Below are 21847 nucleotides of genomic sequence, written 5' to 3'. Positions count from 1 at the left end.
TTAACATGCTCTAAATGTATCAGGCCATTGCAATGAAACTATAACATCTTCTTCAAGCATGACTCGGCAAGGAAACTATTATGAAAATGCTTGTATTAAGTCCTTTCATAATGTACTAAAAAGGGAGTTGATTTTCCACAAAAATCACACTCACGAGAAGAGGCTAATCGAAGTATATTTGTCTATTTCATGACCTTTTACAATTACAAACGTATTAAATATATGTTGTTTCATTTGGTGTTTATAGCATATGAAAAATGTTATATGAAATAACTGAAAGCAACTGAATAAGTGATATTCTCTCAAGTAAAGAAACTTGAAATAACCTTCCCTTTACTTGAGCGGCCAGCAGGTTAAACGCGGATGTGGGTTAAATAATCAATATTTAATGTGTCCATTTTTTTGACACTGATACATGGTTGTTAGTTGTAGCACACAGAGCTACAAAGGTAAAATGTTAGTAAGGGAGATACTTATATGAATATGGAAGATATTGAAAGGCTAGAATTAAAGTACTTAGAAAAGTATTATCATTTTTTGAAGTTTGCTGAAGATGAGCTGCTAGAAGGATTTAAAACAAAAGAAGTGATAAAAGATGATTGGTTTGATAAATATAAGTCTGGAATATCAGATTTTTCAGTTGGTGCAGAAAGAATTGTGTATTCATTGTTAAATGGAAAAGGGATAGGCCAACCTAATTCAAGTCCAGTTGGTTCGGATTTATTTTTTGAGGTAAACGATGCTTTTATTAACATAGATTTAAAAACGGTTGGTACTACTTTACATCCGAGAACAAAGGATGATCCATTAGGAGCATGGTCAGATAATATTGGAGACTTTAATTCTAATATTTTTGTCGGGACTAATCAAAATAGTTATGCTGGAAAAATATTAGTAAATAAAGGTAAAGAGAATGAAGAAGCTCGAGACTATATCCCTTCACTACCAACATTTTATAACAAAGGAAAAGAAAATGCTAAGATTTGCTTAACTTATTTTATTACGATACTTTATGACAAGGATACACTTGATATTCTTGTAATGTGTATAGTATGTATGCCCAATGGTGAATTAGAAAAACATTATAAAGAAAGAGTTCTTTTAGCAGGTAAAAATAATGATAAAACTAGATTTAATTTTTCAAACGTCACTAATTTTGAATTATTGAAGCCACCACAAAAAAGGATAAAGGTAGTTTACTATAAGGATAATATGAATGAAAAATATAAGACAAAATTAAAATATTTCGAAGATAATTTTGATAACTAAATTCAAAAAAGTGATGTATAATTCTTTAACATAAACTTTGAAGTATCGAAGGATCTGAAACTAAAGGATTCAGTTCTGCACAGTCAGACGGGATTCTTTGGCACAGAAAGCATTGAGATTAGTCTGAAGTAAAAGTTGAATACGGCTATTCCTGTTGGGAGGCTGTGTTGAGTGGGATAAACCTAAGTGTGGGTTTATCCCTTTTTATATAGGAACAATTAACAACAATCCTTCACAACCCGATAATAAGAGTAAACAACTATTAAGGGGGAATGATTCATTTGCTAGGACTGTTTCGAAAAAAGGAAAAACCTCAGCCAAAACCAAAGAAAGAACAAATAAGTAAAAAGAAAAACAGTGAAGAGGTAGCAGGAAGAAAAGGGGAAATTGGCGAGTATAAGATTGATGTTCAGCTGTCACAGCTCCCAAAAGAATATATGTATCTCAATGATATTATGATTAAAAATGGAAAGTCGGCTTCCGGCTATTCACAAATTGACCATCTTGTACTAACGCCATATGGCATTTTTGTTATTGAAACAAAGAATTATCAGGGTACGATTTACGGTGGAAGAAGCAGAAAACAATGGCTTATCAATGGAAAGTTTAAAATGATAAACCCGGTCATACAGAACTATGGCCATATTCAGGCACTTAAAACGCTTGTAGATAAGAAATTTCATTCTAGCTTTATTTCGCTGGTATCATTTACGAAACGTTGCAAGCTGAAAATCGACATGGACTTAAGGGAGATTTCAGCTGATGAGATGGTCATCTACGATATTTACTTAACCGAAACGATTAACAGAAAAGTATCTATTGCTAAAATGAAGGATAAAGAGCCTTCATTATCGGAGACGGATATTCAGCAGGTATATAATACATTATCTGAAGCAAACATTACAGATCTAATGATTAGAGAACAGCACAATAAAAGTTTGAAAGAGAAGACCAGCACGAATAAATCAGCAGCTGCTAAATGTGTTGTCTGCAGTAAACCTGTTTCACAAAAGGTGAAAGATTATTGTATGGCAAATAAAAAATTCGATGGGAAAGATTATTGTTATGATCATCAAAGAAGTCGGTAATATATACAGAATAGTGCCTGTCAATCTGAATACTATCGAGTTACAGGCTCTTCTACTTACCACTTCTTCCGGATGGCTAAAGGTTGAGATTAGAACCGTTAGTTTTTGGAAACAAAAATTTTATAGTTGTTATACAAATTTGATGGATTTCAATAAGATCAGTTTTCCACCTTTTGGATTGGATATTTATATTAAAATATTATTATAGATAATTTGAGATTTTGAAAAGATATACTTAATGTAAATAGGGGTGCGATAATGAGTAGATTAATAGATGACAACATATCAATATATGAGGCTTTACAAAATATCAAAGAGGGAAAGTATGTAATGCCTGCGTTTCAAAGACAATTTGTCTGGGGTATGGAGCAAATTGAAAAGCTATGGGATTCCATTTTATTGGATTACCCTATTGCTACATTTCTATTTTGGCACGTTGATGATTCCAATGCGTCATGGGATACCTATTTTTGTAATTTTTTATCAGAGGTTACATTTAATAGCAAAAAACAGGCTGACAGTGTTAATTATGAGTTGACAAGCATAAATGTTAAGAATACCAATACTGCGGTGCTGGATGGACAGCAAAGGCTAACATCCCTGTTTTTATCATTACTTGGGGAAGCATACATACGACCGAATTATGCCAGAAAGAAAACTGGAAATAGGATTCTTACTAAACTTCTGATAGAACTGAACAAAAACAAGATATCTGTAGATGAGGAAGAGTATAACAGCAAGAAATTTGACATTAAGTTTAGTGAAAAAGTTGGAAGATTGAGTCCAACCCAGTTTGAAATAAAAAATATTATTGATGAAAGATTTCAGGATGAAACTACTAGAGAAAAAGCAATTGAAGAAGCAATCATCAATGTTCCTGCAGATAGTAAGGATTACGCACGAAATATTCTTCTAAAGTTGTATAATAAGATTTTTGTCGAAAAGTTAGTTAGATATACGGAAATTATAGACATGAAACAAGATGATGCACTTGAGATGTTTGTAAGGTTCAATAGTGGCGGTAAAGCATTACGTAAATCTGAAATTACAATGTCAATTCTAGAGGCATACTGGCCAAGTGCAAAAACAGAGTTCGGGAAAATTCTTGTTGAATCATATGAACGTTTTGGTACGGAATTTATTATACGTACGGCTCTGATGATGTATGGTGATGTTGTGAAGTCAAATATTAACAAAAAAATTGCTGAGGATTTGAAAAATGATTGGAGTGGTTTCAAGAAAGCGCTGACAAATATGGAAGGCCTGTTGGAAGAATTGAAGATTGATGTAAGTCGTTTTTCAAACAGTTGGAACGTATTGCTGCCGATTATCTATTATGTTTACTATAATCCCGATTACAATAAAAATATCAAGGGTGTTCGTGCATATTTAATTAGGGCGATATTCTTTACTTATTTTCAATCAGGTACTACTAGTAAGCTGCAGCAGATGAAGAGTAATATTAATAGCTTTGACTATGAAATTACAATTGAAATGCTCGATCAGATGAATGACTTGAGAGTCACAGATGGTAAAATTGAAGATGTACTAAATTCCGAAAAAGGCAGTAGAGTTGCCGGAGAAGTTTTATACTATTTGAATCTTGAATGGACAAATAAAAACTTTAAATACGAACAAGACCATCTTCACCCGGAAAACAGATTCAACGAAAGTAAACCTATTTCCGTTTCTGTAGAAGATTGGAAAAGATGGCGTGGAATGCGCAATCGGTTACCTAATCTACATCTACTTGAAGGAAGAAGTAATGGTAGCAAAAATGATATGCGCCTTGTTGATTATTACAATGATATGAATGATGAGCAAAAGACAGATTTTTGTAAACAAGCTATGATTCCGCGGGATGTTTCACTTGAGATAGATGACTTCGAAAAGTTTTATGAGGAAAGAAAAAAAATGCTCACAAAAAGGTTACGTGAGTTGTTAGAGTGATACCTTTGTTGTGTGAAGACCTCCAGTAATGTTTAATTTTGTTTTATGCTAATTCAATTTTAATACATTTCAGGAGGTTTTTTCTTTTAGTTTCCAGCACTTTTATTAGAAAAAGCCAGAATAGTTCTTTAAACTTACCGAAAATAACGTACTACTGCAAAAAAACAATTCCAAGTTATGAAATATTCGTAGCTATGTCTTCTTACTTTTAGTCCTACGTTATACATTTTTTTGTACACCCTAACTGATAACATGAAATCATACTAAGTAAGGGGGCAATTAAAATGAAGAAATTATTTACTGGATGTTTAACTGCTATTGGCGCAGTTCTCGTTTTAGGTATTATTATAGCACTATTTTCAGGTGGTGATGATTCACCGGACACTGCATCAGGAGATAGCGGTGATACGAAGCAGGAAGAGACTTCTGACAATAATGGACAGAAAAAAGATAAAAGTGAAGAAGGAAAGGTCAAGAAGGCAGGCATTGGTGAAACAGCTACCGTTGCTGATGTAGGTTTTACAGTTGATAATGTAAAAACTACCAGTGAAATTGACAGTGGAAATGAATTTGTTGAGAATGCTACAACAAGTGGAAAATTTGTCATTCTGGATGTGACGGTTAAAAATGACCAAAAGGAAGCCCTGACAATTGATTCCAGTTATTTTAAAATCAAGTCAGCTGACGGAACAACATATGAGCCTATTACGGATGGTCAGGTTATGATGGCGATGGGCGATAGTATGGGAGACTTTTTCCTGACACAAATAAATCCAGGTCTAAGCAAATCAGGTAAAGTTGTCTTTGAAGTATCGAAGGATCTGAAACTAAAAGATTCAGTTCTGCACAGTCAGACAGGATTCTTTGGCACAGAAAGTATTGAGATTAGTCTGAAGTAAAAGTTGGATGCGGCTATTCCTGTTGGAGGCTGTGTTGAGTGGGATAAACCTAAGTGTTGGTTTATCCCTTTTTGATACCCCATAGAGAAATATGTGAAGTTGATAACGGTAATTGCTGTGGAGAGGCAAAAATTCAGGTGATAGATCCGTCGTGTTTGAAATAGCAGATGATGTGTTTTGGAATAGAATGAAATCGAAGCTAATCGGAAATCAGTGGAAATGGGTGCAATTCTACCTTATCGAAGGGATACCGTTGTAGGAAATAGCTCAGCAGGAAAGTTTCTCTGAGGATGTTGTAAAAAGTTGGGGAAGGCAGACCAGTAGGAAATTGAGGAATGAAAAAGAAGTTTTAGCAAGACTCTATAAATAACAGGATTTTTGGATTTAAACCCCGAACACCTCCCACCTAAACTGAGGGAGATTTGTTTCTTTCAAAAGAGTATTCGCATAATAATCATCATGTGATTGAATTTGCTCTCCTGACAATTAAAACCCCTTTAGCTAAACTTGAAACTTGTTGATTCTTAATATCATTGGTTTTTTTCATAAATAAAGGATTGTATTTCTTACTGAAATTGTTATGTTGGAAAATTTCATACGACCGAAATAAATTATCAAAAAATTTAAATAAAACATTTACTTTTACTTTCAAGTGTGTATAATTGTATACAATAATTCAATTATACACACGAGGGGGGTTGTTAATTATAAAAACTTTAAAAACCAAAGATATTCTTTATGAAGAGATAAAACAAAAGATTATAAATAGCGATCTAGAGCCTAATGTACCGATTGTTGAGGATAACATTTCAAAAGAGTTTGAAGTGAGTCGGACTCCGCTCAGAGAGGCTTTACAGAGACTTGAGATAGAGGGGTGGTTAGTTAAGCAGCGTAATGGTAGGTTGAAAGTTTCACCAGTATCTGTGAGTGAAGTTAAGGAGATTTTCCAAGTCAGAAGTAGAATTGAAAGTTTAGTGGCTATAGAAGCAACGAAAAAAGCTACTCAGAAAGATATTGAAGAGTTAAAGAGAATAACAGATTTAATAATACACGCTGCAGAATCAGACCAACGAAGTGAAGTAGTAAGATTTGGTTCAGAGTTTCACAATTACTTATACGTACTTAGTGGTCATCAAATAGCTATGAAAATACTAGGTCAATTGAATGATCACATAAATAGATATCGAAGGATTGGACCTATTAAAAGCTCTGATAGAAGTAAATCAGCTGCTAATGAACATAAGCAGATCTTAGAATTTTTCGTAAATAGGGACTATGAAAATTGTGGAAAATCAATGGAAACACATATTAACAACAGTTTGAACTCAGCAGTTAAATCTATCGAAAGTTACTTGAAGATGACTAAAGGAGAATAAAGAAATGGAAAAAACAACTAAAGTTAGAGAACTACTAAACCAGGATGGAATTATTATTACACCAGGTGGTTATGACGCCATGTCAGCCAAAATAATTGAAGAAACAGGCTTTGATTTGATGTTAGCAACAGGAGCAGGGATTTCAAATAGTCAATTAGGTATTGCTGATGTTGGACTGACATCGATGCATGAGGTTATGGCTAGTGTTGATCATATGGCTCAGGCAACTAACATCCCGATCATTGCTGATGTGGATACGGGTTTTGGTAATGCCATTAATTTAATCAGGACCATAAAAGAATTTGAGAAGATTGGAGCAGCAGGTGTACAAATTGAAGATCAGGTATCGCCTAAAAAATGTGGCCACTTTAGTGGAAAGCAAGTCATCTCAAAAGAGGAAATGGTCTTAAAAGTAAAAGCAGCTGTTGACGCTCGAGAAGACTATGATTTTATTATTGTGGCTAGAACAGATGCTAGAGCAATTTATGACTTAGATGAAGCTATATCCAGAGCAAAGGCTTATGCTGAAGCAGGTGCGGACGTCACATTCGTAGAAGCGCCACGAACCAAAGAAGAGCTACAAAGAATCGCTACTGAATTAAAAGGGATTCCTCAAATGGCTAATATGGTTGAAGGTGGGTTGACGCCGCTATTAAGTGCACAAGAATTAGAGGAAATGGGATTCAAAATCATGATTTGTGCCAATACAGCATTAAGAGCAGCTGTAAAAAACATAAGAAGTGCTATGCAAACGCTTTATAATGACAAGTCACATAAAAATGTTCACGATTTAATTTGTACTTGGGAAGAGAGACAGAACCTTTTTGAACTGGACAGAGTTAAGGGGTTAGAAAGCACCTATTTAGATTTAGAAGGGAATGATTGATAGGATGTCAGCTACTAAAAATATAGCGAGCTTTACTAGCTCCCTTCGTTATGAAGATTTGACAACGGAAGTGATTGAGCATTTAAAATTATGTTTATTAGACACATTAGGTTGTGGTTTCTATGGATCAAAACTTCCATGGAGTCAAAAGGTGATTGAGGCGGTAAAAGAATTATCAGGCGATCATTCGGAAAATGGGTCTAGAATTTTCAGTTATAATGAAAAATTTTCGCCTGATCATGCCGCATTAATTAATGGAACATTAATTCACTCATTTGAATTTGATGATCTGCACAAATCAGCCGTGATTCACCCCGGTGCGGAAGTGATTCCTGTGTTACTCAGTTTGTCTGAATACTTGCATAACAAGGGTGAGCAAGTAACAGGGAAGCAGTTCATTTTGGCTTTGGCTGTTGGTTACGAAGTAGGTTGCCAGGTAGGAATGGTTACTGGTTCAGAGCAGTTGAATAAAGGTTTTCATCCTTCTGCTACTTCAGGAGTATTTGGCGCAGCAGCTGCTGGAGCAAAACTACTTGGTTTGAATGCAGAACAGACGCTACATGCAATAGGGATTGCAGGAACTCAAGCAAGTGGACTTATGTCGGCACAATATTCAGCGATGGCAAAGCGAATGAATCCTGGAAAATCTGCCCAGAGCGGAGTGTTGAGTGCTTTGTTAGCGAGCAAGAACTTTACAGGTATAACCAATGTTTTGGAAGCTGAATATGGAGGATTTGCAAGCACTTTCGCCGATACCTCTATCAATGAAGATGAATTTAATGATTTAGGAAAATCATATGAAATATTAAATGTTGGATTTAAACCCTATTCTTGCTGCGGTAGCAATCACACGACAATTGATTCAATCATGGAAATTATTGAGGAAAAAGATGGGCCTTTTACTGTAGATCAAATAGTAAAAGTAGAGATTGAATCAACTACAGCGACCAAACACCATGTTGGTTGGGATTATGAGCCAAGCGGAACAATAGGTGCCCAAATGAACCTAGCTTACGCAACAGCTGTTTCGTTATTAGATGGTGTCTGTTCAGTCGAACAATATGAAGATCAACGAATTCAATCTAACGATGTCAATCAGTTAATAAAAAAAGTACAAGTAGTTCCAAACATAGACTTTGATGTATTTGGAAGAGAAGGGCGTCATCATATAAAATTAAAAATTACGTTTAGAGATGGCAGTGTCGTAACTAAAGAAAAAACACATGCTAAAGGTAGTATGTTCCATCCATTAAAGCCAGAAGAAGTTAAGCGCAAATTTATACACCTCTTGACAACACTCTACGGAAAAGACGTGGCATTAAACTATCTAGAAGATATTACTAGAATTGATGATTATTCTGATATTAATTATTTTTTGGATGGCATTCACAAAAATCTTGTAGTGAGGGAGTAATTTAATGTCTGGAAAAACGATGGTTGAGAAAATTCTATCTAGTAAGTCGAATACTACTTCCGATGTAAATCAAGGTGATTTAGCAATTGTTGATGTGGACTTGATGGTTTGCCATGATGCAAATCGCCCCCAAGCGTCAGATATTTTCAAAGAAATGGGTGGCGAGAAAGTCTATGATCCTGACAAAGTCAAGTTAGTTATCGACCACGCACCCAGTGTTCCGAATTCAGCTGCATCAAGCGTTCATTCAAAGATGAGAGATTTTGCGAGTGAACAGGGAGCTGAGTTAATAGGTCCCGGAGAAGGAATTTGTCATCAAATACTAGCTGAAAAAGGTGAAGTAGGGCCCGGAGATTTGGTTTTAGGAACAGATTCCCATACTTGTACGAATGGAGCTTTCAATGCTATCGGTGTAGGTGTCGGTACAAGCGATTTAGCTGCAGCTCTATTCACAGGGAAAATATGGGTTAAGGTCCCTGAATCATTTCAAATTGAACTAAAAGGTTCCTTCCCAGAAAACGTCTACCCGAAAGATGTTGCTTTGGAAGTCATTAGAATACTTAAAGCAGACGGTGCTACTTACAAAGCTTTGGAGTTTACGGGAGAAGGCATTAAAGAAATTTCAGTTGCAGGTCGAATGACCATTTCTAATATGGCAGTTGAGGCTGGAGCAAAAACTGCCATATTTCCTTTTGATAGCGAGCTAGAGGAATTTTTGAAAGCCTCAGCCTATAAAGGAGATATGACAAAGGTTTTCCCTGATGAAGATGCTTATTATGAAAGAAAAATTGTCATTAATGTATCGAAGCTACGTCCAAGAATCGCACTTCCAGATCAAGTTGAAAATATCACTGATGGCCATAGAACTGAGGGGTTACTCATTCAACAAGCTGTCATTGGTACTTGTACTAATGGTAGGTTAGAAGATTTAAGGGAAGTTGCAAAAATTCTTAAAAATCAAAAGGTTGCCCCCGATGTCAGATTATTTATCACACCAGCCTCAAGAGAGACCTATATCCAGGCATTAGAAGAAGGAATCATTGAAACCTTCATTAAAGCTGGAGCCATATTAGGTGTTCCTGGTTGCTCGGGTTGTTCAGGAGGCGCACACTTCGCAATCCCCTCTGACGGAGATAATGTAATCACCGCGGCTAACAGAAACTTTGTTGGTCGACTTGGAAATAAAAAAGCACATATTTATTTAGCATCCCCTGCAGTAGTTGCACAATCTGCAGTTTCAGGATATATCAAGATTCCGGAAGAAGGAGGGAAATCAGCCTCATGATAAAAGGAAAAATCCACATGTTTGGTGACAATGTCAATACGGATGTCATTATTTCGGCTAAAAGGAAAGAGTCTTTTCATAACATCGATGATATGGTTCCTTATGTCATGGAAGATATTCGAACAGATTTTTATAAAACAATAGCTCAAGGCGATATTATTGTAGCTGGTCCTAACTTTGGGTGTGGTTCATCAAGAGAGGCGGCTCCAGCAGTAATAAAAGCTGCAGGGATAGGGGCAATAATATCTCCACTTTTTGCAAGAATCTTCTACAGAAATGCTATAAATGTAGGATTACCTGTTATCACTTTTGAAAACGCTAACAATTTGTTTGAGAAAAATCAGGAATTATCTATCGATATAGAGTCAGGAATTATAAGAAACCTAGATTCTGAAGAGCTACATGAATTTAAACCTATTCCTGCATTTATGATGAAAATTCTAAACGAAGGAGGCTTAGTTCCGTACATTAAAAAACACAAAGAGTATGTATTATAAAATATTAGGAGGATGCGAGATGAAAAAAATTATTTATTTAGGATTTGTGTTAATACTTTTAGGTGTTCTTACAGCGTGCTCTGAAGAAAGTGAAGGAGCAAGTGATTACCCTAATCAAGCAATTGATTTAGTCGCTGCAGGCTCACCTGGTGGTGGACTAGATACCATGGCAAGAGCTATTGATCAAGGGCTGAAAGATGCAGGTTTACAAGATGAGCCATTTGTCATAGAAAACCGAGGAGGTGGTGGGGGAAATCCTGCGAGAGCATACATCAAAGAGCAAGATGATGATCCCTATACATTACTAACCGAATCAAATAGAGTATATGTAAATAACATCGTAGGAAACACTGAATTAGGCATTGATGATGTAACTCCATTAGCGCGTGTAGCTACCGAATATCTTGTTTGGGTAGTACGTGAAGATTCAGAATATACTGCTGCAACTCAAGTTATTGAGGATTTGCAAGAAGACCCGCTTGCAGTTCAGTTTGGTGTTGGTACTGTACCAAGTAATGACCAGATGAATATCATTCGTCCAATTAAAGCATCTGGAATAGATCCGACACAAGTTGAAATTGTTGCATTCAACTCTGGAGGAGATTTAATGACTCAGCTATTAGGTGGACATATTGATGTTATTTCGACTGGGATCTCTGAGGCTATTGAACAGAAAAAAGCTGAAAAAGTTAGAATACTAGCCGTTTCAGCTCCAGAAAAACTTGGTGGTGACTTTTCAGACATCCCTACATGGAATGATCTAGGTATAGATGTCGAAATCTTACACTGGAGGGGATTATTTGGACCCCCAAATATGCCACAAAGTGCTATTGATTATTGGGATGAAAAAATGAGCAAATTAGTAAAAACCGAAGAATGGCAAGCTATTTTAGATAAGTATAAATGGTTTGATGCCTATGCAGATTCAGAAAAGTTTAAAAAAGAACTGATCAAAGAGAAACAAACAATGGAAGAGATTTTAACTGAAATCGGACTAGCGGGAGAATAGCTTAACTAATGTATTCAGAATATTCATACTTGAGAGGCAATCGTATTATTAAAAACGATTGCCTACTCTTTTAAAGGGAGGTTCATATAATGAAAATCAGCCAGAATAAAGTCACTGGATTATTTTGTTTAATCTTCTCTTTGTTCTTTGTTTATCAAGCATTTCAAATAGAAACACCACCTTCTGCAACAATGGATTTTCTAGGGCCTAGTGGGTTTCCTTTTATTATTGGGGGATTGATGGTTTTATGTTCTCTAGGAATTTTATTTATAAGTAAAAATGAAAAGGACGATAATGATGACAAAGTTGGTCCTAATGAGTTAAAAAGCCTTCTACCTTATCTATTACTCATATTCCTATTCATTTTAATAGTTCCGTTTGTCGGTATGTTTATAGGACTACTTCTATTAGCTTTCTTCATGATTAGATTAATAGAAAAAGGAAAACTATTGAAAGAATTAGCTGTCTCAAGTTGTGTAGCTATAGCTGTTTGGGTAATATTTGATCTTCTTCTTAATTTATCAATGCCTATGTGGCCAATACTATTTAGATAAGGAAGGGAAAAAATGGATATATTTCAATTATTGTATGAAGGTTTTTTATCAGCGCTATCTTTTGAAAACCTATTAGCAGCAGCTATTGGAGCCTTACTTGGAACCGTGGTAGGAATATTACCTGGGTTAGGTGCTTCAGCGACAATCGCAATCATGATACCTGTTGCATTTACAATGCCTGCTGAAAGTGGGTTAATTATGATGATTGCAGTTTATTATGGTGCGATGTACGGCGCTTCTACGACTGCGATCTTATTAAAAATGCCAGGTGCTCCTTCAGCTGTTGTGTCAACGTTAGATGGGTATCCACTTGCTCAACAAGGTAAAGCGGGACCAGCTATTTCTATTACAGCCATAGGGTCATTCTATGGAAGTATAATTTCATTGCTTGGTGTAATGTTTTTAACGATTCCTCTTAGTACTTTCGCGTTAAGATTCGGACCTGTTGAATATACCTCTGTCATGGTCTTTGCTTTACTGATGGCAGCTACCTTGATAGGAAGTTCGATTTTAAAAGGTTTATTTTCGATTGGGATAGGTGTTGCTATATCATTAATTGGAATGGACCTTCAAACAGGTGTTTCACGTTTCACGTTAGGTATAGATCATTTACTTAGTGGAATCGATATGATTGTCGTTATCATTGGAATATTTGGTATAGGTGAAGTGTTTTATTATTTGGTAACTCAAAGAAAAGGTGGCAAATCTGGAGAAAGACTAGCATTGAGGGGATCGCTAATCCCATCAAAGAAAGACTTCAAAGAATCAATTCCACCTTTTTTTAGAGGGTCAATCATTGGTTTCTTATCTGGTCTTTTACCGGGATCAGGCAGTACAATAGCCTCCTTTCTCTCTTATTCTACTGAAAAAAGATTGTCTAAAACCCCCGAAAGATTTGGGAAAGGTGCAATGCAAGGCTTGGCATCTGTAGATACAGCTAATAATGCATCTGTTGGTGGTGCTCTTGTACCTATGTTCTCACTAGGGATTCCTGGTTCTGGGACAACAGCTGTTTTACTTGGTGCTCTAATGATGTATGGGGTTTCCCCTGGGCCGTCATTCATTGTCAATGAAGCCGAATTATTTTGGACAATAGTTGCATCAGCTTTTTTGGCAAATATTGTGCTCATTATATTAAATTTGCCTTTAATACCTCTTTTTGTAAAGGTTTTAGATATTCCAACCAAATATCTTATGCCGATTGTTTTAGTCATAGCCTTTACAGGATGTTATTCCCTAAATGGGTCAATTACTGACATTTGGTTAGTATTTGTTTTCGGTATAATCGGATTCTTTATGCGAGTAGGGGGATTGTCGCCAGCCTTGTTCGTCTTAGCCATAGTTTTAGGTGTTGACTTTGAAAGATATTTCAGACAGGCCTTAATTACCGCAAGTGGTGATTTAACAGTTTTTATTACCAGTCCAATAAGTTTAATTTTATTACTAGTTGCCACAACTGTTGTAACGTTAGACATCGTGAAAACGTATAGACAAAAAAGAAAGGTTAGCTAGGGTGGTCCATCATGCATAAAGCTCACATGACTAAAATTGAAAGTATTCAAGAAACCTTGCAATCTACAAATAGTTATCAAGATATTCGAGCATTTCCATTCGGGATGAATATAGGAGACAATAAATACTACTTATATAAGGTTAATGAGGGTGAAATTTTAATTGTTGATCACTCCGGGAAGAAAGTTTCTAGGTGTGATGCTTCGATAGTCTATGAAAACTTTCTCCAGTTAGATAGTATTATGGGTGATAATTTCTTACACTTTAAGAGAAGTTCCATTAGGGATATGAATATTTTTAATAAATTAAATAGAGCTTTAAGGAGCTTTCAAGAATACGATGAAACCGAATTCGTGTTTAATATAGCTGATCAAATTATTAATAAAGTTTTATTTATTATTCGTGGGCAGAGTGAAATGAAATCCATCTGTTTAGAAATTAGTGAAATTATTAAAAGTATTTCGAAGGATAAAATGATTAATGAACACAATCTGAATCGGCTTATTGAGCTTAATACGAAAGGAAACTATATTCTTTATGATCAAGCCCGGGAAATATACTATGTTAAAAATTTAATAGATGAATTGATTCTGTATATCAAAGAATTCTCATTTAAAGGTAAATCGAGTTATAAAACATTAAAACTGCGTTTAATTATGAAAAAGTTCTCCTCCAAAAAAATAGAAAAAGGAAATGAGATGATTTTAAAGGAGTTTACACCAGGCACTTATGAAAGAGAGGAATTAATGGTTAAGGGAAAATATCTTTCACAAGAAGATATTAATGATAAATTGAAAACAGAATTTCAAGAGACATTTCAAAAGAATTTTATTACTTATTTAATTAATTAGTTCTCATCACAACTAGTAGAGTGAAATAACTTATTTCATATAACAACAATCTTTTTAGAAAATAGTCAAAATATAAGAGGTGTGTGAGGAGATGCGGTTATTTTGGGTGGTGCTTGTGTGCCAAGCACTCTTTTCTATAGCTTTAAGAGGTTCACGTCCAATTGTATCATTGTACGCCGATATGATGGGAGCTTCCCCTTTAATAATTGGGTTGCTTTTATCATCTTTTGCGCTCCTGCCAATGCTTTTCGCAATACAAGCTGGGAAGTGGTTGGACAAATTCGGAGCTAAACGAATAGCCTTATTTGGAAGTGTAGGAATGTTAATTTCATTAACTTTACCAGTAATTTATCCTACACTTTCAATGCTATTTGTCAATCAATTTATAATTGGAATATCTCATGTTTGTGTGCTAGTGTCTCTACAAAAGACAATAGGGAATCTTCCTGGAAACAGAGATTTCCTGATTGCCTCATTTAGTATTGCTGGGTCAATAGGTGAATTTATTGGTCCTTTTTTTACTGGCGTACTATTTGAACAGTCCGGATTTAGAGTCACATTTTTTGTGATGGTAATCATAGTATTGATTACGACATTAGTCGTCACCATGTTACCAGCCAAAAATAAAGAAGATACAGGGGAAAGCAGTAAATCAAGCGAAAAGAAGTCAAGCACATTATCAATGTTAAAGCAAGTTAATCTAAGAAAAGCCCTAATCATAAGCGGACTAGTATTATATTCTAAAGATTTGTTTGTCGGTTACTTTCCTGTTTACGGAAATAATATTGGACTCTCACCTTCTCAAATTGGACTAATCATTTCGTTAGTGTCAGGAATGGCGGTCGTCGTCAGGATGCTGCAATTTACACTGGTTAAAAAATTTGGTAGAAGTTTGGTACTTCTCTCTACGTTAATGTTAAGTGGAATAGCGTTCCTACTGGTTCCAACGTCTACTTCGATGATCTCCCTATCTATTTTTGCACTCATGCTAGGTGCAGGTTTAGGGTTAGGGCAACCATTAAGTATCGTCTATACATTGAATGTTAGTCCCGTCCCTCGACATGGAGAGGTTTTAGGATTGAGGTTGACATTTAACAGAGGATCGCAATTCGTTGCCCCTTTCGTCTTCGGTGCCATTAGTCAAGTAGCTGGAATCGCCCCTGTTTTTTATTTAAGCGGTGCGTTCTTATTAATCGGTTCATACTTCACGAGGATGAAGGAAGATAATGACGGTGATTCGGGGAAGCAGGGTTTTCTTAAAGAAAGAAAGGGATGATGAAATAGATGAAATTGGATCAGGTTGCTACTACGCTTAAGTGTTAAAGCGGGTGTTGTTTTTGGTGCTGGTAACCACGGCACAGTAAAATGGCTTATGTGAAATATAGGAGGTGGGTAAGATCTGAAGAGTAAATTTTTTTAATCATTTTATATTATGAAGTAACTTATCGTATTTAGTAATTTTTCCAATAGATAACTATGCTTTTTTGGAATAAACGAGCAATATTTCGGAAATACGTTCTAAAATTACGAATAACAAATTATGTAGTCTCTTCTTCACATCATTTCCTTTGCTATACATTTAAGAGGGCGAATCCATTAATGGAAGGTATAAAATCTTTTGGATTAAACTATTCCTAACCCCACCGTACAAACAATTACAAAACTTCCACAGATACAACCCAATGTTTTTTAAGTCCGTTATCTAGTTACCATAAGAGAATTACAAAAATCTATAAGTTATATCTTGGAAATTAATGTAATATATTATATTTTTTAATTGAGAAAGGAGAGTTCCCTGGATTTTGGGCCGGAACTCTCTTTTTTTATTCACCCCTAACTTCAAAAGGTATAGCCAAAATGGCATTTTCCGACAAAGATTTTCGATTTTCCACCCATTATTACTACGGAAAACTAAACTTTATGTCGAAATTTGAAAGTTAGGCAGGATGAAAGTTTATCAATCTTCTCCTATTATAACAAAAATAGTTTAGGAGGAGAAAAAATGAATGAAAAAGAAAAACTGACATTTGGAGAAATTTTTGAACAGAATGAAAGAAGTAGCCACTACCATATGCTGAAGTTGGGAATTAAAGACCCGCATCGAGAATTTTACGTGGAAGGAATATACGCAATGTGGATGGCATACAAGAAATACAATCCAAACAAAGGCCCACTTGGAACATACTTCAACTACCCCATTCGCAACCGCCTCATCGATATGCTCCGAACAAAAACAAGGGAAGACCACAACCAAAGCAAGATAACCCAAAGAGAAATATGTGAAGTTGATAACGGTAATCGCTGCGGTGAATCAAAAATTCCGGTGATAGATCCGTCAGGCGTCACACTACAGGATGATGCGTTTTGGGGTAGCGTGAAATCGATGCTCACCGAAAACCAATGGAAATGGGTGAAATTCTACCTTATTGAAGGGATACCGTTACAGGAAATAGCTCAACAGGAAGGTGTCTCAGAGGATGCTGTGAAAAGCTGGGGTAGGCGGACCAGGAGGAAATTAAAGGACGAAAAAGATGTTTTAGTAAGGCTCTATAAATAACAAAAAAATATTTGAAGCTGAACACCTCCCTCAAGAACTGGGGGGAGATTTGTTCGGTGAATCCACATAAAAAGGATGGTAATCATGAATTACATAAAAGAGATCAACGCATTTTACGATCATATTGAACGAAATCCATTATCCGCTTCCGCAGTAACGTTATGGCATGCGCTGATGCATATAAATAACAAGGCCATGTGGGTGGAGTCATTTACCGTTGCAGCACCAGTTCTGAGACTGAAATCGGGGCCCACGGATAGTTCGTTCAAGCGAGCAAGAACCGAATTAAAAGAAAAGGGCTATATTAACTATCACTCACGGAATAAAAATCAAGCACCAGTGTATCAAATGGATAGTCTTACATCGGGGCTGGACCAGGGGATGAACTGGGGTGTGAATCAGGAAGCGGACCATGGGGTGGCCGGATATTCAAACCATCATATAGACCAGGATGCGAACCAACCTATGAACCAGGTTGTGGACCACTATACGGACCATGGAACGGACCCATTAATTAAACAAAAGAAAGACAAAAAGAAACGAAACAATACAAAACAAAATGATACTGCTGCGACAACTGACGCGTTTTTGTTTTACCAAGAAAACTTTGGCGTAATCAACCCATTTGTATCTGACGCATTGCAGAATTGGGTGAATGATATGGGAGAAGATCTCGTCCTGGATGCCATGAAACGAGCTTTAGAGCGAGGAAAAGGGAATTGGGGTTATGTACAGGGTATTCTGCAAGCCTGGGAGAAGAAGGGGATCAATACTGTTGAGGCGGCAAAAGCTGAGGAAGTGCAGTTTCGCCGGGATAAACATCGACAGCAACGTTCTTATGTCGCTGAGAGCAAAGAAGTGGTTCCAGGCTGGTTTAAAGAGCAAAAGCGTAAGGAGAAATTGAAGCGAGAGCAGGAAAAGTTGGAACGAGAGTCACATGACCCAGCTGCTGAACGAGAAGAAGTTGAGAGGTTGTTGGCAGCTTATAGGGAAGGGAGAGGGGTTCGTGTGGGGTAGTTTAGATTATATCTAAGTAGAATGATGACGCCTTGCTGATAGTTGTTGATAGATATAACGGAAGCTTAGGGGTAATGGCAAAGTTTTTTTGAAGAAGGGAGAAAGCATCATTTTCAAAGTCTACACCAAAATCTCTGAAACGTGGTGTAGCCCAATTACTGCCTCCTCTTTCAGATTTATAGATGTCGGCAACAAAGTGTTCAAATGAATAAGGGTTTTCTTTAATGGCAGATTTAGAATCTTCTTCATTTCGAAATCTTAAATATTAACCCTATTGCTAATGTTTTCTTAAATTGTTTACTTGTATCAATCTGTCTGGCTAAAAGTGTTGTCCTGTAAGTAGAAGTAAAACTATCAGATGACCTCGTTGAAGTCTATTTCAATCATATACGATTAGCTGATCATAAACGATTATATGGTAATTTTGGACAGTTTTCTATTGTTCGTGAACATATGCCTGATAACCATAATATATTTTAGAAACAACCAGAAACTGCGATTGAATGGGCTGAAAATATCAGGGTTAAGGTCCATATTCTCGTTAAAAAATCTGAGCGTATTTATACAAAGGTTGTTAAAAAATAGGTATGTGTGCCTATTTTGAAGAAGTGTGCCTATTTTGGGGTCTTGACAAGGAGCTCTGTGGTAATGATTTTAGGCAATAAACGGCAGCTAGGAGCTTCCCTGACACCGAGCCTATCATTACCTCCTCTCCTTGTTAAGAACGTTTTCCGAATTTTTCATAGTAGGTCAATAGTATTGGAACTCTTTATGGTAGAAGTCAATCAAAATAATGTCCTAAGTGGATCAAATTCATGGCACAGGTGGTTCATTTCAATGGCAATATTCAATTGAATACGCAATTAAAATGGTTATTTCTATGACGAAGAAACCGATGGTCAAAACTCTTCAACAATGATGTAGAGCAACAAACTCTGTGGAAAAGTACCTTTTCGTCATGCTGGACTGAGCTGGGTTTTTAAGAAATTTCAGAAAAATAATCATCGATTACTTCAAAGACTACTTTAATTACCTTATTGTTAAAGAAAAGACCTACAAATGCTTATAAAAATATTAATCTTTAGGGTTTTATCGTTCATTGGTAATACCGTAATCAGGGATTTTTATTTAGGTGTAATTAGTAGTCAGAATATTTTCTGGTGAGTTTGGTCTAATGTGTAAATCAAGCAAATTTTTGAAATCTCCCTTTGGTTTAGTTTGGTGCTATAGTTGTTAATATTTTCGATGATTTATAATTTTACTTGTAAAAAAATTTGGAAAATTCGGTTGACAAGGCGCTTACATATAATTTATACTTACACTAAATTTATTTGATAAACCGGTTTAGTAAATCGATTTATTAAATAGTTTAAAGAAAGGGATAAACGATGAAAAGACCAACAATGGCTGATGTTGCACAACATGCGAAAGTTTCAAAAAGCACCGTCTCTCAGTATCTTAATAAGCGATTTGATTATATGGGAGAAGAAACAAAAAAACGAATTGAAGAATCAATAAGTGAACTAGGGTATCAAGCTAATTTTATTGCGAGAAGTTTAAAACAGAGGCGCACTTTCACAATAGGCGTAATTGTCGCTAATATTTTGCACGCATTTTCCACTCAAGTTATTCGTGCAATAGAGGATGTCTGTAATGAAAAAGATATGCATGTTATTGTTTGTAACGCAGACGATGACCCCAAAAAAGAAAGAAAATACATTGATATGCTACGGGCTAAGCAAGTGGATGGACTAATTGTATTTCCAACCGGTGAAAATGAGGATTTGTATGAAGGGATGATAGAGGAGAAATATCCACTTGTTTTTCTGGACCGCATGATTGAAGGGCTTTCAGTAGATGCATTTCTTTTAGATAATGAAGATGCGGCAAAGCTGGCGGTTGAACATTTTATTGATAAGGGACATCAACGTATTGGTATGATAACTACATCTCTACTTAGGAATGTAACACCAAGGGTTGAAAGGATTGAAGGTTTTAAGAAAGCATTAATAAATCGTGGGATAAAGCCCTCGCAGAAATATGTAAAAGGTCTCGAAATCCAAGAAATAAAAAATGAGTTGTCGGTAATGTTGTCTTTGAAAAAACCGCCGACAGCAATATTTGCTGGAAATGACATGACCTTGATGGAAATTTTATACTTTACTAAAGAAAATGGAATTAAAATTCCTGATGATTTGGCATTAGTTAGTGTGGATGATGTATCATTTGCCAATATATTTAGCCCACCATTAACGACCATTTCTCAACCTGCTTTTGAAATGGGAGAAAAGGCTACCAATTTGTTGTTGAATAAAGTAGAAAAAGAGCAAGGTGAAGGCAATGTCCAAGTTTACAGATTTAATGGTAAGTTAATTCCCAGATCATCAACCTGAACAGCTATAAATGTGCGTGAAACTTTACTGAAAATGATGAACGAATTTTATAGCAAAGATAATTTTGGGGTGATGAAATGCAATTGCAACTTGCCTTGGATCGACTAACAAAAGAGGAATGCTTTCACATAGTAAAGGAAACGAAAGAAGTTATTGATTTAATAGAAATTGGAACTAATGTCATAAAGGAATATGGAATGTCAATAGTTTATGAAATGAAAAACGCTTATCCTGAAAAAACGATTGTTTCGGATATGAAAACTTGCGATTCAGGAAAACATGAAGCCGCACAAGCTTTTGACGCTGGAGCTGATATTACAACAGTCATGGCTTTTTCTGCCGATAAAACGATTTTGGATACACTTGAAGTAGCCTCGCAGTATAACAAAGGGATTATGGTTGATTTGTTAGGTATATCTGATCCGGTACGAATAAATCGGCTGAATAAAATGGGGGTTAATCTGCTTTCAATTCATTATGGGAAGGATATACAAAAAGAAGATACTTTTAATAAAAACTCTCTTAATTCTATAAAAGGGTTTAATAATATAGAGGTTGCTGTAGCTGGAGGAATAAATGAAAAAGTGTTGCCATCAATACTAAGGATGAATCCGAGTATTATTATTGTTGGTAGCCGGATAACAGAATCCAATAGAAGTTATGAAGTAGCTTCAAAGATAAAGGAGATGCTTGTATCCTATGAGAAATATTATTCGTAGTGTACTAAATGAGGTTACCACTGTGTTAGAGAGTGTTGAAGTAGAAGAGGCGGTGGCAGTATCTAATGATTTGCAAAAAGCAAAAAGAATTTTCCTGTATGGAGAAGGTCGTTCAGGGTTAATGGGGAAAGCTTTCGCAATGAGGTTAATGCATGGTGGATACCAAGTTTATGTTGTAGGTGAGACAACCACACCTTCAATTAAAAACGGAGATATATTAGTTGTAGTTTCTGGCTCAGGATCATCCGAGTCAATCATTCATTTTGTTACTAAGGCTAAGGAAATAGGTGCAAAGGTTATACTAATTACGGCAAATAATACATCTGAAATTGCAAAAATTAGCAATCAAGTTTTACATATCCCAGCACTGACAAAACATCATCACTCGGAAGAATCAGGTGCATTTCAACCTCTTGGTAATCAATTTGATCAAAGTACCCATCTGTTGTTAGATGCAATTATAATATTTAGCTTTAATGAGAAGAGTGATGGAAATATTAATCAAGTTATGCATAAACGACATGCGAATTTAGAATAGTCAGGAATAACTTTTTATTAAATTAGGGGGGGT

Annotated in this window: 19 protein-coding genes; all 19 read left to right on the top strand. The window is 35.9% G+C overall.

The annotated features are described in order from the left end of the window. The first annotated feature begins 477 nt into the window (after positions 1 to 477). The 19 genes from ACE1TG_RS09990 (at position 478) to hxlB (ending at position 21814) form a co-directional block, all read left to right on the top strand. Positions 478 to 1269 (top strand): PDDEXK family nuclease, encoded by a 792-nt coding sequence (locus tag ACE1TG_RS09990; RefSeq protein WP_375052229.1) that lies wholly within the window; start codon positions 478 to 480, stop codon positions 1267 to 1269. Between the two features lie 272 nt (positions 1270 to 1541). Continuing rightward, the gene (locus tag ACE1TG_RS09985) at positions 1542 to 2357 is read left to right on the top strand and encodes a nuclease-related domain-containing protein (protein WP_375052228.1); all 816 of its coding nucleotides are present in this window, start codon (positions 1542 to 1544) and stop codon (positions 2355 to 2357) included. 258 nt (positions 2358 to 2615) lie between these two features. Then, positions 2616 to 4307, top strand: a complete 1692-nt coding sequence (locus ACE1TG_RS09980; RefSeq protein WP_375052227.1) for a DUF262 domain-containing protein — start codon at positions 2616 to 2618, stop codon at positions 4305 to 4307. 284 nt (positions 4308 to 4591) lie between these two features. Beyond that, positions 4592 to 5206: a DUF4352 domain-containing protein gene (locus ACE1TG_RS09975; RefSeq protein ID WP_375052226.1), complete on the top strand. Its 615-nt coding sequence runs from the start codon at positions 4592 to 4594 to the stop codon at positions 5204 to 5206. A gap of 698 nt (positions 5207 to 5904) precedes the next feature. Continuing rightward, the gene (locus ACE1TG_RS09970) at positions 5905 to 6582 is read left to right on the top strand and encodes a GntR family transcriptional regulator (RefSeq protein ID WP_375052225.1); all 678 of its coding nucleotides are present in this window, start codon (positions 5905 to 5907) and stop codon (positions 6580 to 6582) included. A gap of 4 nt (positions 6583 to 6586) precedes the next feature. Then, entirely contained in the window at positions 6587 to 7468 is an 882-nt protein-coding gene (locus ACE1TG_RS09965) for an isocitrate lyase/PEP mutase family protein (RefSeq protein ID WP_375052224.1), read from the top strand. 4 nt (positions 7469 to 7472) lie between these two features. Beyond that, positions 7473 to 8882: an MmgE/PrpD family protein gene (locus ACE1TG_RS09960; RefSeq protein WP_375052223.1), complete on the top strand. Its 1410-nt coding sequence runs from the start codon at positions 7473 to 7475 to the stop codon at positions 8880 to 8882. A gap of 4 nt (positions 8883 to 8886) precedes the next feature. Then, positions 8887 to 10167 carry a 3-isopropylmalate dehydratase large subunit gene (locus ACE1TG_RS09955; protein ID WP_375052222.1) on the top strand — a complete coding sequence of 427 codons (1281 nt, stop codon included), beginning with the start codon at positions 8887 to 8889 and terminating at the stop codon, positions 10165 to 10167. Then, positions 10164 to 10664: a LeuD/DmdB family oxidoreductase small subunit gene (locus ACE1TG_RS09950; RefSeq protein ID WP_375052220.1), complete on the top strand. Its 501-nt coding sequence runs from the start codon at positions 10164 to 10166 to the stop codon at positions 10662 to 10664. Before ACE1TG_RS09955 ends, ACE1TG_RS09950 begins: the two co-directional genes overlap by 4 nt. A 19-nt stretch (positions 10665 to 10683) precedes the next feature. After that, the gene (locus tag ACE1TG_RS09945) at positions 10684 to 11673 is read left to right on the top strand and encodes a Bug family tripartite tricarboxylate transporter substrate binding protein (RefSeq protein ID WP_375052219.1); all 990 of its coding nucleotides are present in this window, start codon (positions 10684 to 10686) and stop codon (positions 11671 to 11673) included. 89 nt (positions 11674 to 11762) lie between these two features. Beyond that, positions 11763 to 12227, top strand: a complete 465-nt coding sequence (locus tag ACE1TG_RS09940; protein ID WP_375052218.1) for a tripartite tricarboxylate transporter TctB family protein — start codon at positions 11763 to 11765, stop codon at positions 12225 to 12227. Positions 12228 to 12239: 12 nt separating this feature from the next. Then, entirely contained in the window at positions 12240 to 13739 is a 1500-nt protein-coding gene (locus ACE1TG_RS09935; protein ID WP_375052217.1) for a tripartite tricarboxylate transporter permease, read from the top strand. 26 nt (positions 13740 to 13765) lie between these two features. Beyond that, positions 13766 to 14590: a hypothetical protein gene (locus tag ACE1TG_RS09930; protein WP_375052216.1), complete on the top strand. Its 825-nt coding sequence runs from the start codon at positions 13766 to 13768 to the stop codon at positions 14588 to 14590. A gap of 91 nt (positions 14591 to 14681) precedes the next feature. Next, a complete protein-coding gene (locus ACE1TG_RS09925; protein ID WP_375052215.1) occupies positions 14682 to 15866 on the top strand; it encodes an MFS transporter in 1185 nt (394 codons plus the stop codon). Between the two features lie 726 nt (positions 15867 to 16592). Next, entirely contained in the window at positions 16593 to 17147 is a 555-nt protein-coding gene (locus ACE1TG_RS09920) for a sigma-70 family RNA polymerase sigma factor (protein ID WP_375052214.1), read from the top strand. Between the two features lie 84 nt (positions 17148 to 17231). Next, entirely contained in the window at positions 17232 to 18164 is a 933-nt protein-coding gene (locus tag ACE1TG_RS09915) for a DnaD domain-containing protein (RefSeq protein WP_375052213.1), read from the top strand. A gap of 1388 nt (positions 18165 to 19552) precedes the next feature. After that, positions 19553 to 20557, top strand: coding sequence for a substrate-binding domain-containing protein (locus tag ACE1TG_RS09910; protein ID WP_375052212.1), 1005 nt, complete (start codon positions 19553 to 19555; stop codon positions 20555 to 20557). Between the two features lie 77 nt (positions 20558 to 20634). After that, positions 20635 to 21276: a 3-hexulose-6-phosphate synthase gene (gene hxlA, locus ACE1TG_RS09905; protein WP_375052211.1), complete on the top strand. Its 642-nt coding sequence runs from the start codon at positions 20635 to 20637 to the stop codon at positions 21274 to 21276. A gap of 22 nt (positions 21277 to 21298) precedes the next feature. Further along, on the top strand, positions 21299 to 21814 hold the full coding sequence (gene hxlB, locus ACE1TG_RS09900) for a 6-phospho-3-hexuloisomerase (RefSeq protein ID WP_375052210.1): 516 nt from the start codon (positions 21299 to 21301) through the stop codon (positions 21812 to 21814). Positions 21815 to 21847: the final 33 nt, after the last annotated feature.

Origin of the sequence: Virgibacillus sp. JSM 102003 (genome assembly GCF_041949995.1) — a bacterium.
In the GTDB taxonomy this organism is placed as follows: domain Bacteria; phylum Bacillota; class Bacilli; order Bacillales; family Amphibacillaceae; genus Lentibacillus.
Note: the sequence above shows the minus strand (reverse complement) of the source record. Positions and strands in the feature narration are given on the sequence as shown.

Excerpts from the sequence above, each read along its gene's own strand:
- ACE1TG_RS09935 (WP_375052217.1), top strand. The coding sequence starts at position 12,240 with ATGGATATATTTCAATTATTGTATGAAGGTTTTTTATCAGCGCTATCT.
- ACE1TG_RS09980 (WP_375052227.1), top strand. The coding sequence starts at position 2,616 with ATGAGTAGATTAATAGATGACAACATATCAATATATGAGGCTTTACAA.
- ACE1TG_RS09910 (WP_375052212.1), top strand. The coding sequence starts at position 19,553 with ATGAAAAGACCAACAATGGCTGATGTTGCACAACATGCGAAAGTTTCA.
- ACE1TG_RS09915 (WP_375052213.1), top strand. The coding sequence starts at position 17,232 with ATGAATTACATAAAAGAGATCAACGCATTTTACGATCATATTGAACGA.
- ACE1TG_RS09955 (WP_375052222.1), top strand. The coding sequence starts at position 8,887 with ATGTCTGGAAAAACGATGGTTGAGAAAATTCTATCTAGTAAGTCGAAT.
- ACE1TG_RS09925 (WP_375052215.1), top strand. The coding sequence starts at position 14,682 with ATGCGGTTATTTTGGGTGGTGCTTGTGTGCCAAGCACTCTTTTCTATA.
- ACE1TG_RS09985 (WP_375052228.1), top strand. The coding sequence starts at position 1,542 with ATGATTCATTTGCTAGGACTGTTTCGAAAAAAGGAAAAACCTCAGCCA.
- ACE1TG_RS09960 (WP_375052223.1), top strand. The coding sequence starts at position 7,473 with ATGTCAGCTACTAAAAATATAGCGAGCTTTACTAGCTCCCTTCGTTAT.
- hxlA (WP_375052211.1), top strand. The coding sequence starts at position 20,635 with ATGCAATTGCAACTTGCCTTGGATCGACTAACAAAAGAGGAATGCTTT.
- ACE1TG_RS09975 (WP_375052226.1), top strand. The coding sequence starts at position 4,592 with ATGAAGAAATTATTTACTGGATGTTTAACTGCTATTGGCGCAGTTCTC.
- ACE1TG_RS09940 (WP_375052218.1), top strand. The coding sequence starts at position 11,763 with ATGAAAATCAGCCAGAATAAAGTCACTGGATTATTTTGTTTAATCTTC.
- ACE1TG_RS09945 (WP_375052219.1), top strand. The coding sequence starts at position 10,684 with ATGAAAAAAATTATTTATTTAGGATTTGTGTTAATACTTTTAGGTGTT.
- ACE1TG_RS09965 (WP_375052224.1), top strand. The coding sequence starts at position 6,587 with ATGGAAAAAACAACTAAAGTTAGAGAACTACTAAACCAGGATGGAATT.
- ACE1TG_RS09950 (WP_375052220.1), top strand. The coding sequence starts at position 10,164 with ATGATAAAAGGAAAAATCCACATGTTTGGTGACAATGTCAATACGGAT.
- ACE1TG_RS09920 (WP_375052214.1), top strand. The coding sequence starts at position 16,593 with ATGAATGAAAAAGAAAAACTGACATTTGGAGAAATTTTTGAACAGAAT.
- ACE1TG_RS09930 (WP_375052216.1), top strand. The coding sequence starts at position 13,766 with ATGACTAAAATTGAAAGTATTCAAGAAACCTTGCAATCTACAAATAGT.
- ACE1TG_RS09990 (WP_375052229.1), top strand. The coding sequence starts at position 478 with ATGAATATGGAAGATATTGAAAGGCTAGAATTAAAGTACTTAGAAAAG.